Raw genomic sequence first — 13,212 nt, 5'->3', positions numbered from 1 at the left:
CGAGGATTTCCGTCGCCGGATCCTAGTCGTTTTCGAGGGCGCCGCCGGCCACGCGCACGAACTGGGCGCGGCCCTCCAGACCGGCGAAAAGATCGCGTTCGGTGCCGGTCATGAAGGCCTGGAGGTTCAGGGCGACGATCTCGTCGAACAGAGCCGCGCGGCGGCGTTGGTCGAGGTGGGCCGGGGCCTCGTCCAACAGCAGGATCGGCCGGGCGGAACCGGTTCCGGACGGGGCTGCAAGCCGGGCGATCTGGGCCAGGATCAGGTTCAACACCAGAGCCTTCTGTTCGCCGGAAGACCCCTCGGCGGCGGGGCGGTTCTTCTCGCGGTGCAGGGCCGTCAGATCGGTCCGGTGGGGGCCGAACAGGGACCGGCCGGCGGCGCCGTCGCGAGCGCGCGCCCTGGCCAGGCCGTCGCGGATCGCGGCGGCGATCTCGTCCTCTTCCGCGCCCGCCTCGACCATCTGTTCGGCGGGACCGTCCAGACCCAGGTCGGCCTGGGGGAAGGGACGGTCGCCCCGGGCGTCGATGGCGGCCTGGAGCGCGTGCAGGGCGGCGACGCGGGCGACGGCGGCGCGGGCCCCCGCCTCGCCCAGCCGGGCCTCCAGCGCGTCCAGCCAGACCGGGTCGGCCTCGCGTCCGTCGGCCGCATCGGTCAACAGCCGCAGCCGCTCGCGCAGGGCCTTCTCATAGGTCGAAACGCTGGCGGCGTGATCGGGATCGGCGGCGAACACCAACCGGTCGAAGAATTTCAATCGCTCGGCCCGGGCGTCCGAGAACAGCCGATCCTGCTCGGGCGTCGCCCAGACCGGCCGCAGATAGTCCAGCAGCCGCCCCGGCTGGGCCGTCTCGCCGTCGATTCGCACGATCCGCCGCGCCGCCCCCGCCGTCTGGACGCCGGTGCCCAGCCGCGTCTCGTCGTCCAGCTCGACCATGACGGCCCAGGCCCGGCCGACCGCCTCGCCCGGCTCACGCCGCCCCATCTCGGCGGCGGTCGCGCCGCGCAGCCCCTTGCCGGGTGTCAGCAGGCTGACGGCCTCCAGCAGATTGGTCTTTCCCGCACCGTTCGGGCCGTGAAGCACCACGGGGCCGGAGGTCATCTCCAGCCGTGCGCCCTCATAGGAACGGAAGTCGGTGAGGGTGAGGGAAATCAGGCTCAAATGACGGCCGCTCGCGAACCCATCAAAGGACGACGGTGTAACGGGTTGCTTGAGCCGCCAAGTCAGAGATCAAGGCGTTTCCGAAATCCTTGATGACCAGAAATCCGGCACGGCCGACATCCGTGACATCGACACCGCGCGCCGCCGTTAGGCCGTTCCGGCTGGCGATCGCCGCCCCCGTTATGGTGCGGCCCTTCATCTCTGAAAAGTCAATGAACCGATGGGCGGCAAGGTCGCTATCCATCAGGGCGACGCGGATATCTGCAGCTCCAGACGGAGCGTCATATCGCGCGGTCAAGAGAACCTGATCGTCATGCGCTCCATGGAGGGCCAAGTTTTTTGCACCCAATGCCATGAAGGGTGAAGGATCGGCGGTGCCGCTCGGTCCTAGCAGGAAGACGCGCTGAAAGCCGTTGGCCTCGTCAATCTTTGTAGTATCGAACGGATCGAACCCTGGAGTTCCATTCACGACCAGTGTTCCATCGGAACGGTAGGCCATGCGTTGAATGGACTGAAACGGTACCGGAGAATATTGCGTAACCGTCCCGTCGGCCAAATGCCTTTCGTACACACATAGACTGGTCCCGCCATTGCTGCGGCTGGCGAAGGCCAATTTGTGGCCCATCGGAGAGATAGTGGGGACGCGATTAAAGTCGTAGCCGGTATGAATGGGCTGCGCGCCGGGCCTTGCGAGGTTTAGCCGGTATACGCGGATGCTCGTGTCGAACCCGCCGAACTCCGGCGCCCCCGCCGAAAACAAAATGTGGTCGGCATCCTCGCCGAATGACACATCCCGCACCCAGAAATTTTTCTCAGGTAAAGAGAGAAGCGTCGCGTCGGAAAAGTCGCTGCGCATCACCAGAATGGTGTTGATGCCGCTGGTCGTCGATTGAATAACGCAACGACTTCCATCCGGGGCCAAGGCGATTTCGGAGGAGGTATCAACGACTGCGTATGTGTTGTCGGCCGACGCTGACCTAGAGCAGCCAGCAATCGCAATCGCAGGTACCAGCGAGATGAGGCTGCGCCGATGCAGTCCAGGCTGACTTGCCTGTGTCACACCCGCAGCGGCATCAGTACGTACTGGACGCCCGGATCGCCCGGATCGAGCACCAGCGTCGGCGAGGCCGGGTCGGCGAAGCGGAAGGCGGCGTTTTCGCCGGTGATCTGGCCGGCGACGTCCAGCAGATAGCGGGCGTTGAAGCCGATCTCGAACGGTTCGTCGGAATAGCCGATCTCGACCTCTTCCTCGGCCTGTCCGGCCTCCATGTTGCGGACGGTCAGCTTCACCCGGTCGTTGTCGAAGGCCAGTTTCACCGACCGGCTCTTCTCGGCCGAGATGGTGGCGACGCGGTCGACGGCCTTGGCGAACAGGGCGTTGTCGATGTCGGCCTGTTTGTCATTGCCCTTGGGAATGACGCGCAGATAGTCGGGGAAGGCGCCGTCGATGACCTTGGAGGTCAGGCTGGCCTCGCCCATCTGGAAGCGGATCTTCTGGGCCGAGACCGTGACCTCGACCGGGCCGCCGGCGTCGTCCAGCAGGCGGCGGACCTGGTCCACGGTCTTGCGCGGCACGATGACGCCGGGGCCGCCGGCCGCGCCCTCGGGCGCCGGGGTCTCGGCCAGGGCCAGACGGTGGCCGTCGGTGGCCACGGCGCGCAGCAGGGGCACGCCGGCCTCGGCGACCGTGTGCAGATACAGGCCGTTCAGATAATAGCGGGTCTCTTCGGTCGAGACGGCGAACCGGGTCTTGTCGATCAGTCGCGCCAGGTCTTCCTTGGGCATGACGTAGGAGGCGCCGGCGCTGTCGGTCGACATGACCGGGAAGTCGCCCGCCGGCAGGACCGGCAGGTTGAAGCGCGACCGCCCGGCCGAGACCACCAGGCGGGGATCGTCGCCCGAATAGAGCAGCGAGACCTCGGCGCCTTCCGGCAGCTTGCGCACGATCTCGTACAGGGTGTGGGCGGGGGCGGTGATCTGGCCCTCGACGTTCACCGTCGCCTCGGCCTCGTCCACCATCTCCATGTCCAGGTCGGTGGCCGCGAAGGCCAGACGGTCTCGCCCGGCGCTCAGCAGGACGTTGGACAGGATGGGAATGGTGTTTCGACGTTCGACCACGCTCTGCACATGGCCCAGGGCCTTCAGGAGCGCGGATCGTTCGATGGTCAGTTGCATGTCGTCTCGCCCGGCGCGGCCCGACTCGAAGGGTCGCGGTTAAGTGGCCTAGGACACTAGCGGATTAGGCGGGCGGGGCAAGGAAGGCGGTTCGAGCCGTTCACAGATTTCTCCCTCCCCCGCAGGGGAGGGAGGATTTCAGCCCCGCAGCTTGCGGGTCAGGGCCTCGACGTCGCGGGCGATCTGGTCGTCCTGAGCCATCAGTTCCTCGATCTTGCGCACGCCGTGCAGGACCGTGGTGTGGTCGCGTCCGCCGAAGCGACGGCCGATGTCAGGATAGGAACGGGTCGTGTGCTGCTTGCACAGATACATGGCGATCTGGCGCGGACGGGCGACCGAACGGGTGCGGCGCTCGCTGAGCAGGTCGGCCTGCTTCAGGTTGAAGTGGTCCGCGACCGTTTTCTGGATCTCGTCCACCGTGATGCGGCGCTCGGGACCGCCGCGCAGGGCGGCGCCCAGCAGGACCGAGGCCTCGTCGACCGAGACGGTGGACAGGCGCGATCCGGCGGCGGCGGCCAGGGTGTTCACGGCGCCCTCCAGCTCGCGCATCGAGCCGGGGGTGCGATCGACCAGCTGGGCCAGGACCTCCGGCGCCGCCTCGCCCTGGACCACGCCCAGGGCCGACAGGGCCTTCAGACGGTTCTGGGCCACGGCGATCTTCAGCTCGCGGTCGCCCGCCTCGACCGGGCAGGTCAGGCCGGCGGCTAAGTGGCTGCGCAGGCGGGGCTCGACCTCGGTCAGGGCCATCGGCGCGCGGTCGGCCGAGAAGACGATCCGTTTGCCGTCCTCGATCAGGGCGGTCAGGGTCGACAGCAGTTCTTCCTGGGTGCTCGTCTTGCCCCCGACGAACTGGACGTCGTCCAGCAGCAGCATGTCGGCCGAACGCAGGCTTTCCTTGAAGGCGGCGGTCGAACGGTCCTGCATCGCCTTGACGAAGGTCGACAGGAAGCGCTCGGCGGTCAGATAGACCACCTTGGCCTCCGGCCGCAGGCGCTGGGCTTCCCACGCAATGGCGTTCAGCAGGTGGGTCTTGCCGTAGCCGTAAGGGCCGCAGAAGAAGACCGGATTAAAATGGCCGTCGGCCCAGCTGGCCACCTGTTTGGCGATGGCCAGGGCGAAGGCGTTGCCCTGGCCCTCGACGAAACTGTCGAAGGTCAGGCGTTCCTGCAGGCCGGCGGCGCGCACGGCGCGGGCGCCGTCGGCGACCGGGGCGATCGTGGGAGCGGCGGTCAGGCTGGAAGACGACAGGGCGGCGAGCCGGGGGGTGGCGTCCACGATATTGCCGGCGCGTATGGCCGAGGCGGGCGGGGCGGAGCCGACTTCGGCGCGGCAGCGGACGTCCAGGCGGCGGTTCAGGCCGTCCAGCCCCAGCCACAGCTCGTTCATCCGGCGCAGGGCGTTCTTGCGGACCCAGTCACGTGCATAGGCGGTGGGGGTGACCAGGATCAGCTGGCCGGCCGAATCCACCCGCACGGCGGAAGGCGCGATATAGGACGAAAAGGGACCGTCGCCGATCTCCGCCCGCAACCGCCCTGAGGCCTCAGTCCAGATGCGGTCCGGATCTGTCATGTTCGATCCGTTGGCGCCGCCCACCATCGCCGTCGCACCTCCAACCATCGTTCCGCCACCCACTAAAAACCATTCCGACCTTCGGCGCTTCAGGGCGATGGTTCAGGGACGACTTCTCCTGCGCCGAAAAGCGATGCTTTTCGGACGGGGCCGAGCTCCTGGACAGACATCTCCCGCCGACGCGAAACTATCGTCCCGCGCCGTCTTCATCCGTGTTGGGATGGAAGTGCGTTAGAGGCCAAAACTTACGCTCAGAGCCGGTCCGGTCAACGCTGATTCGTTGGTCGATTCGCAGTTAAATTGTTTGACTCCGTCAAACGCTAATCCTGCTTGGGAATTTCGCGGTTTCCCCTGCGTGGAGTCCGTATTCGTGCTTAAGGAGAGTTAACGGGAAAACACAAAACGGCGAAGGAGCACTTGCCCCTTCGCCGTTGAAAACACGATAAAACCCCGTAACGAAACGACGACAGCCGTTCCGTGGTCGGGAAATCCCTGAAGGGCTTAGGCGGCCGAAAGCTTCTTCAGCTGGGCGGCCAGACGCGACACCTTGCGAGAGCCGGTGTTCTTGTGGACGACGCCCTTGGAGACGGCGCGCATCAGCTCGGACTGGGCTTCCACGAATGCGGTCTTGGCGACGGCGGCGTCGCCACCGGCCAGAGCTTCCTGGAACTTGCGCAGATAGGTGCGGACCCGCGAGCGGCGCGCCTTGTTAACTTCGGTCCGCGCTTCGATCTTGCGGATCGCCTTGCGGGCGCCGGGGTTGTTAGCCATTTCAAACCTTCGAACGGAAAACGCCGCGGAGCACACGTCCACGGCGCGGAAATCTCAAGAGGGCGGGCCTATAGCCGAAAGCCCGGGGGCGGTCAACGCGGAGTCTGCCGCAGACCGCAGAAGGATCGCCATCGATACGTCGATAAGGCTTATTCAACGAACCGCGTGTCAGTCTCCGACCAAATCGGAAGCCGCATGCTCAGACCCGTCATCCTTCTCATCCTCGCCGTCGTCTGCTCGGGCGTCTTCGCCCGGGCGGCGGCCGCGGAGACGCCCGGCGTGGCGCGCTCGCCCCTCGATCTGGCCCAGGCCGTCGAGCGGCGTGCGGGCGCGACCGACTTCAAGGCCCTCGAGGTCTTTGGCTGGGAGGCGATGCGGCGCAACGACCGCGAGGGTCTCCAGCGCCTCTATCACGTCGCCTGGATATTCCTGAACCAGGGCGAGTTCGAAACGGCCAAGACCTGGAATGACCGCCTGATGGAGGGCGCGCGCCGACAGGGCGACCGTCGCTATGTGCAGATCGCTCGGCTGAACGCCCTGACCCTGCGCTACGACCAGGGCGAGACGGCCGCCGCCGACGAAATGCGCGCGCGCGCGGCCATGGAGCCCGACTGGTTCGCCAGGATCCACGCCATCCGCAACTGGGCCCTGGTCCTGATGGATCGGGATCAGATCGGAGAAGGTCTGAAACTGCTCGCCGACGCCGACGCCCTCATTCCGGGCGACGCCCCCTATGCGAAGATCGCACGGGCCGGCCTGTGGGAGATGACCGGCATCGGCCTGATGAAGCTGAACGACATCGACGGGGCCACGGCCGCCTTCGGCCGGTTCGAGATCGACCTCGCCAATCCCGCCTATCCCCGGCCCGACTTCGACGCCATCTACAATCTGTCTCGGCTTTCGACCCAGTTGGGCGACGTCGAACAGGCGAAGCGGCTTTACCAGACCCATCACAGGCTGGCGGTGCGCGCGAACCTGCCCAGTCTCGCCGTCTACGACGCCCGCCTGTGCGCCATGGTGGCCGATGCGGCCGATGCGCCGCGCGATGTGCTTGAGTGTCTGGAGCCGTTCGGTGAAGACTTGGGCGAGGCCTCGTTCCTGGCGGCGCAATTGCTGCCGGCCCGCGCCCTCGCCCGCGCCCGGACCGGGCAGATCGCCGCGGCCCAGCGCGACCTGGCGCAGATCCGCCGCCACGCCGCCGCCGACCGCTTCCGGGAGGAGGGACCGTCGGAGATCGTCCAGGTCGAGGCCGAGATCCTGTTCGCCGAGGGCCGGGCCTCGGAGGCCTATGCGAAGCTTCGCGAGTACAGTCGTGCGGAGACCGTCGCCGACGCCCGCCGCTTCAGCGCCGGCATCCGCCAGGTCACCGGCGACATGCAGCAGAAACTCGCGGAACGCCGTCTGCAGCTCGATACCGCCCGGTCGAACACCAAACTCCAGGGCGTGATCCTGACCATCGCGGTCATCTTCGTCCTGTCGGCCGTCGCCGCCCTGGTGTGGATGTGGAGCCAGGCCCGGAGTTTGCGCGCCGCGCGTCAGCGCGCCGAGGAGGCCAGCCGGTCCAAGTCAGAATTCCTCGCCAACATGAGCCACGAGATCCGCACGCCCCTGAATGGGGTCGTCGCCATGGCCGACGCCCTGTCCCGCGCCAGCCTGGCGGCGCGCGAGCGTGAGATGGTCGAGGTGATCCGGTCCTCGGCGGTGACCCTGGAACGGCTGCTGTCCGACATCCTGGATACGGCCAAGATCGAGGCGGGCCAGATCGTTCTGGAGCGCTCTGTCTTTGACCTGGGCGACACGGTGCGCGGCGCGGCGGCCCTGTACCGGCCGCGCGCCGACGAAAAAGGCCTGGCGCTTCGGGTCCAGGTCGACCCCGACTTGAGCGACGCCGTCGAGGGCGACGTGGTGCGGGTGCGTCAGGTCCTGTCGAACCTGATCTCGAACGCGCTGAAGTTCACCGACGCCGGCGCGGTCACGGTCGCCGTCGACACGGTCGGCGAGGATCGGGTGCGGTTCACCGTCAGCGACACCGGATGCGGCTTCGACGACGAACAGAAGTCGCGCATCTTCACCCGTTTCCAGCAGGCGGACGGCTCCATCACCCGTCGTTTCGGCGGCACGGGACTGGGTCTGGCCATTTCCCAGGATCTGGTCGCCCTGATGGGCGGCGTGCTGGACTGTGACGGCCGGCCGGGCGAGGGGGCCGACTTCTGGTTCGAAATCCCCCTGATCCGGGCCGCAAACCCCGCGCCTGTTCTTGGAGAAGACGCCGATGTCGAGGCGGAGGGGCCGGCCTTCCCCGCGCGCATCCTGCTGGCGGACGACCATCCGGCGAACCGCAAGGTCATCGAGATCATGCTGGCCGGCCTGACCGAACTAGTCGTAGTCGAGGACGGTCTTCAGGCGCTGGCGGCGTACCGCCAAGGCGGCTTCGACCTGGTGCTGATGGACATGCAGATGCCGGTCATGGACGGCCTGACCGCCACCGCCGCCATCCGCGCCCTGGAAGAGGAGGAGCACCGCGAACGCACTCCGCTCATCATGCTGACCGCCAACGCCCTGCCTGAACATGTCGAGGCCGGGCGAGCCGCGGGCGCGGACGGCCATCTGTCCAAGCCGATCACCCTGGCGGGATTGTTCGCCAGCGTGGCGGAGGCCGTGGCCACGGTCGAGCGGGCGAAGAGACCCGTCGCCGCCTGACGATCAGGCACGGAAGTCGGCTGGTCTCAGCCCGTGGCGCTGGAGCTTGTCGTAGAGGGTCTTGCGCGGAATCCGCATCTCTTCCAGCACGGCGACGATGTCGCCACGATGGGTCTGGAGGGCGCCGCGCAGCAGTTCGCCCTCGAAGCGGTGAAGCCGGTCGGGCAGGCTGAGATCGGCGGGGTCTGCGGCGTTCCCTTCCTCCAGGCCCAGCACGACCCGTTCGGCGAAATGGGCCAGTTCGCGGATATTGCCGGGCCAGTTCTCCTCCAGCAGGCGACGCCGGATCCCGTCATCGATCGACGGCGGCTCGACCCCGTGGCGGTCGGCGGCGCGGCGCAGGAAATGGGCGAACAGCAGCGGGACGTCCTCACGCCGTTCGCGCAGCGGCGGCACGCGCAGCCGCACCACGTTCAGCCGATAGAATAGGTCCTCGCGGAAATCGCCGCGCCGGGCCGCCTCGCCCAGATCGAGCTTGGCCGAGGCCAGGATGCGCAGGTCCAGCACGCGGGGCTCGTTGGCGCCGATCGGGTGGATCTCGCGCTCCTCAAGCACCCGCAACATCTTGACCTGCACGGCCAGGGGCATGCTCTCGACCTCGTCGAGGAACAGCGAGCCGTTGTGGGCGCGCTCCACATGCCCCACCCGCCGTCGCATGGCCCCGGCGAAGGCGCCCAGTTCGTGGCCGAACAGTTCGCTCTCGATCAGGCCGTCGGGCAGGGCGCCGCAGTTGACGGCGACGAAGGGCGCCAGCCGCCGACGGCCGCCGTTGTGCAGGGCGCGGGCGACGGCCTCCTTGCCGACCCCGGTCTCGCCTTCGATCAGCACGTCCATCCTTGCGTCGGCGATCTGGGCGATCGTCGCCCGAAGCGCCGTGATCGCGCGGGACGACCCCGCCAGAGGCAGTTCGTGTCCGCCCTCGGCGGCCAGAGCGCTCAGACGGCGGTTCTCCAGCACCAGGCCGCGCTTCTCCAGCGCCCGGTTCAGACTGTCCTGCAGCCGTTCGAACGGAAAGGGTTTGGCGACGAAATCATAGGCGCCGTCGTGCATGGCGGCGACGGCGTCGGCGATGTCGCCATGCCCCGTGATCATGATGACCGGCAGGCTGGGGTCTAGGGCCTGCAGCCGCGTCAGCAGTTGTCGCCCGTCCATCCCCGGCATCCGCAGATCGGTGACGACCACCCCGGCGAAGTCGGCGTCGAGCGCCTTCAGCGCCGGCTCGGCCGCCGTGAAGGCGCGGACCTCCAGGCCTTCGAGCGTCAATCGCTCCACCAGGGCCTGACGGAAGTCGGCGTCGTCCTCGACCAGGGCGACGGTCTGGGGCAGCGGCAGGGGCGTCATGCGGTCCTCAACGTGGCGACGAAGGTCGCGCCCTCGTCGCTGGCGACCAGATCCAGTTCGCCCCCGAAGCCGGCGACGATGTCGCGGCAGATGACCAGGCCCAGTCCCAGGCCGTTGGCCCGCGTGGTGACGAACGGGGTGAACAGCTGACGCGCCACCTCCGGCGCGACGCCCGGCCCGTTGTCGGCGAAAATCAGGCGGACGCGGTCGCCCTCGCGCGCCACGGTCAGGATCAGCCGGGCGTCGTCCTGATCCTCCATGGCCTCGGCGGCGTTCTTGATCAGATTGACGATCACCTGTTCCAGTCGGAACTGGTCGGCGCGGACCCGCACCTCGCCGTCGCCGCGTCGCTCCAGATCGACGCCGCGTTCTTCCAGCCGGCCGCGCGTCAGCTGCAGCGCGCCCTGGATGGCGTCCTCCAGCTGGATTTCGTCGATAACCGGCGGCGCCTTGCGCGAGAACAGGCGCAGGTCCTGGGTGATGGCGCCGATGCGGCCGGTCAGCTCGCCGATCCGGCGCAGCACCCCCTGGGCCTTGTCCGTCTGTCCCCGCTCCAGCAGCACGCCCGCCGTCTCGGCCTGGGTCTGGATGGCGGCGACCGGCTGATTGATCTCGTGAGCCACGCTGGCGACGATCTGGCCCAGGGCCGCCAGCTTGCTGGCCTGAACCAACTCGTCGCGCAGCAGTTCGCGCGCGGCCTCGGCGCGACGGCGTTCCTCGATCTGCCGGTTCAGGGCCAGATTGGCTTCGCGCAGCGCACGGGTGCGTTCGTCGATGCGGCGCTCCAGCTCGACCCGGCCCTCTTCCTCCGCACGGGCGCGGGCGCGGGCCTGACGACGTCGGCGCATCAGCAGGGCGGCGGCCAGGGCCAGCAGGCTGACGGCCAACAGGGTCAGACCCCGCGCGCCGTTGACGGCCGCCCCGACCACCCCTCTTTCCGGCGTCAGCAGATGCAGGGTCCAGCCGGGCGTGGCCGTGTCCGTCTCTGAATGCATCCAGGTCTGCGGACGGCCGTCGCCGACGGCGGTCCGCACCAGGCGCGGACGGTCGCCGTCCGGCGTCTGGAAGGGGAGGGGCGAAAGGGCGCCGGGGCTCAGGGTCAGGTCGGTCAGGCTCAGGCGACGCCGCCGGTCGTCCATCGGCGCGACGGCCCGGAACCGCCATTCCGGTACGCTGGTGACCAGGACGACGCCGCCGGGATCGGTCACCCAGGCGGGTTCGCCGGATGCCCGCCATTCGGCCTCCAGCGCGTCGAACTCGACCTTCAGCACCACCACGCCCAAGGGTTCGCCCCCGGAGGAATCCACCCGTCGCGACAGATAGAGACCCGGGCGGCCGCTGCGGGTGCCCAGGGCGTAGAACTCCCCCTCGGCGTCCCGCATCGCATTGCTGAAATAGGGCCGGAAGCCATAGCGGGCGCCGACGAAACTGGTCGAGGCCCGCCAGTTGCTGGACGCCAGCGTCAGACCCTCGGCGTCGAGGATGTAGATGACGGCCGCCCGGGTCTGGGTCGCCAGCCGCTCCAGCTTGCGATCCACGCGGTCGACCGCCGCTGCATCCGGCGCCGCCAGAAGCTCCGACACGTCGGGATCGCCGGCCAGAACGATGGGGATGGCGCGTTGCTTGTCCAGTTCGCTGCGCAGCACCGCCGCATGCAGGGCGGCGCCGGCGCGGGCCTGTCTTTCCAACTCGCCGACCGCGTCGCGTCGCGCGAACTCGCCCGCGATCCAGGCCAGGGCGACGCCGGCGATCAGCCAGCCCAACAGCAGGATCCATGGACCGCGAGTCAGACTCGACGATCTTTCGATAAATTTTCCGAGCGCGGCTCTGATCATGAACCCATTTGTGCGACATTTCGCACAGATAGGCCATGCCTGTGTGCGTTCTTCCGCACAAACTGCATCGTGTCTAACAGGAGTGGAAAGGCATTATCTTGTAAAAACAAGAGATTAAAATGTCCTTCGATGGAGTTTGGATGCGTTCGGAGACGGGCGGACATTAGGGGCTGGAGCCTCGACGCAAGCAGCGAGGCCCGTCGAGGAAAGCGGGATGGTCCCGCAGTGACAGGAGCCTTCCGTGATCGCGCTACCTTCCGCCGCCGAGCCGGCCGTCCGCCGCCCCTTCTACCGGCATCTCTATTTTCAGGTCCTCACCGCCATCGTCGCGGGCGCCTTCATCGGGCATTTCTGGCCGACGTTCGGCGAGGGCCTGAAGCCGCTGGGCGACGCCTTCATCAAACTGGTGAAGATGGTGATCGCTCCGGTCATCTTCCTGACCATCGTCACCGGCATCGCCGGAATGCGCGACATCGGCCGGGTCGGCCGGGTGGCGGCCAAGGCCTTCGCCTATTTCCTGACCTTCTCGACCCTGGCCCTGATCATCGGCCTGATCATCGCCAACCTGGTTCGGCCTGGACACGGTCTGAACATCGACCCGGCTTCCCTGGACGTCGGCGCGGTCGCCAAATATTCGGAACAGGCGCACGAGACGACGATCGTCGGCTTCCTGACCGGCGTCATTCCCGACACCATGGTCTCGGCCTTTGCCGACGGCAACATCCTGCAGGTCCTGTTCGTCTCGGTCCTGTTCGGCATCGCCCTGGCCATGGTCGGCGACGTCGGCAAGCCGGTGCTGAACTTCCTGGAATCGATCAGCCACGCCTTCTTCAAACTGGTGGCGATCCTGATGAAGGCCGCGCCCATCGGCGCCTTTGGCGCCTTCGCCTTCACCATCGGCAAATACGGCATCGGCTCGATCGCCAACCTGGCCGCCCTGGTCGCCACCTTCTACATCACCGCCATCGTCTTCGTGGTCGGCGTCCTGGGTCTGGTGGCCTGGGCCAACGGATTCAACATCCTGAAGCTGATCCGCTACCTGAAGGAAGAATTGCTGCTGGTCCTCGGCACCTCCTCGTCGGAGGCCGCCCTGCCGTCGCTGCTGAACAAGATGGAACGCGCCGGCGCCTCCAAGTCGGTGGTCGGCCTGGTCGTGCCGACCGGCTATTCGTTCAATCTGGACGGCACCAACATCTATATGACCATGGCGGCCCTGTTCATCGCCCAGGCACTGAACATCGAGCTGACGCTGCAACAGCAGATCCTGCTGCTGCTGGTCGCCATGTTGTCGTCCAAGGGGGCGGCCGGCATCACCGGGGCGGGCTTCATCACCCTGGCGGCGACCCTGTCTGTGGTCCCCACCGTTCCGGTCGCGGGCATGGCCCTGATCCTGGGTATCGACCGGTTCATGAGCGAATGCCGGGCCCTGACCAACTTCATCGGCAATGCGGTGGCCACCATCGTCGTCGCCCGCTGGGAGGGCGAACTGGATCGGGACGCGCTGCACGCGGCGCTCAACGGTCCGGCCCAGCCTATCGCCGCCCGGCCCGACCCGGCCGCCGGACCCGGTGACAAGGACCTCGTCACCGCCGACTGACTTCCTCCCCGGAAACAGGCGCCGTCGCGAAAGCGCGGCGCCTGCGCTGCATTCGAGGCCGCCTC

Annotated in this window: 9 protein-coding genes; 2 read left to right on the top strand and 7 right to left on the bottom strand. The window is 67.6% G+C overall.

Annotation, left to right across the window (positions count from 1 at the left end; translation table 11 throughout):
* Positions 1-22 precede the first annotated feature (22 nt).
* From recF to rpsT, 5 genes are all read right to left on the bottom strand, one after another.
* Positions 23-1,159, bottom strand: coding sequence for a DNA replication/repair protein RecF (recF, locus tag H2037_RS10555; RefSeq protein WP_292121357.1), 1,137 nt, complete (start codon positions 1,157-1,159; stop codon positions 23-25).
* A gap of 22 nt (positions 1,160-1,181) precedes the next feature.
* Positions 1,182-2,081 carry a hypothetical protein gene (locus H2037_RS10550; RefSeq protein ID WP_292121354.1) on the bottom strand — a complete coding sequence of 300 codons (900 nt, stop codon included), beginning with the start codon at positions 2,079-2,081 and terminating at the stop codon, positions 1,182-1,184.
* A gap of 134 nt (positions 2,082-2,215) precedes the next feature.
* Entirely contained in the window at positions 2,216-3,334 is a 1,119-nt protein-coding gene (dnaN, locus tag H2037_RS10545; RefSeq protein ID WP_292121351.1) for a DNA polymerase III subunit beta, read from the bottom strand.
* Positions 3,335-3,472: 138 nt separating this feature from the next.
* On the bottom strand, positions 3,473-4,903 hold the full coding sequence (dnaA, locus tag H2037_RS10540) for a chromosomal replication initiator protein DnaA (RefSeq protein WP_292121348.1): 1,431 nt from the start codon (positions 4,901-4,903) through the stop codon (positions 3,473-3,475).
* A gap of 501 nt (positions 4,904-5,404) precedes the next feature.
* Positions 5,405-5,674 carry a 30S ribosomal protein S20 gene (rpsT, locus tag H2037_RS10535; protein WP_135194610.1) on the bottom strand — a complete coding sequence of 90 codons (270 nt, stop codon included), beginning with the start codon at positions 5,672-5,674 and terminating at the stop codon, positions 5,405-5,407.
* A 195-nt stretch (positions 5,675-5,869) separates the two neighbouring features.
* Between rpsT and H2037_RS10530 the strand changes: the two genes are divergently transcribed.
* Positions 5,870-8,374 (top strand): ATP-binding protein, encoded by a 2,505-nt coding sequence (locus H2037_RS10530; protein ID WP_292121346.1) that lies wholly within the window; start codon positions 5,870-5,872, stop codon positions 8,372-8,374.
* A 3-nt stretch (positions 8,375-8,377) separates the two neighbouring features.
* Here the strand turns inward: H2037_RS10530 and H2037_RS10525 are convergent, their stop codons facing one another.
* Positions 8,378-9,715 (bottom strand): sigma-54 dependent transcriptional regulator, encoded by a 1,338-nt coding sequence (locus H2037_RS10525; protein WP_292121343.1) that lies wholly within the window; start codon positions 9,713-9,715, stop codon positions 8,378-8,380.
* Positions 9,712-11,478, bottom strand: coding sequence for an ATP-binding protein (locus tag H2037_RS10520; RefSeq protein ID WP_292121339.1), 1,767 nt, complete (start codon positions 11,476-11,478; stop codon positions 9,712-9,714). Before H2037_RS10520 ends, H2037_RS10525 begins: the two co-directional genes overlap by 4 nt.
* Before the next feature lie 313 nt (positions 11,479-11,791).
* Here H2037_RS10520 and H2037_RS10515 point away from each other — a divergent pair, with 313 nt between their 5' ends.
* On the top strand, positions 11,792-13,147 hold the full coding sequence (locus tag H2037_RS10515; protein WP_292121336.1) for a dicarboxylate/amino acid:cation symporter: 1,356 nt from the start codon (positions 11,792-11,794) through the stop codon (positions 13,145-13,147).
* Positions 13,148-13,212: the final 65 nt, after the last annotated feature.

The sequence above is a fragment of the Brevundimonas sp. genome (assembly GCF_013912065.1).
Taxonomy (GTDB): domain Bacteria; phylum Pseudomonadota; class Alphaproteobacteria; order Caulobacterales; family Caulobacteraceae; genus Brevundimonas.
The sequence above is the reverse complement of the archived record's forward strand: the minus strand, read 5'-3'. Positions and strand labels throughout refer to the sequence as shown.

What these genes read in the sequence shown, in the direction of transcription:
- dnaN (WP_292121351.1), bottom strand. Translation starts at nt 3,334, where the DNA reads ATGCAACTGACCATCGAACGATCCGCGCTCCTGAAGGCCCTGGGCCAT.
- dnaA (WP_292121348.1), bottom strand. Translation starts at nt 4,903, where the DNA reads ATGACAGATCCGGACCGCATCTGGACTGAGGCCTCAGGGCGGTTGCGG.
- rpsT (WP_135194610.1), bottom strand. Translation starts at nt 5,674, where the DNA reads ATGGCTAACAACCCCGGCGCCCGCAAGGCGATCCGCAAGATCGAAGCG.
- H2037_RS10530 (WP_292121346.1), top strand. Translation starts at nt 5,870, where the DNA reads ATGCTCAGACCCGTCATCCTTCTCATCCTCGCCGTCGTCTGCTCGGGC.
- H2037_RS10525 (WP_292121343.1), bottom strand. Translation starts at nt 9,715, where the DNA reads ATGACGCCCCTGCCGCTGCCCCAGACCGTCGCCCTGGTCGAGGACGAC.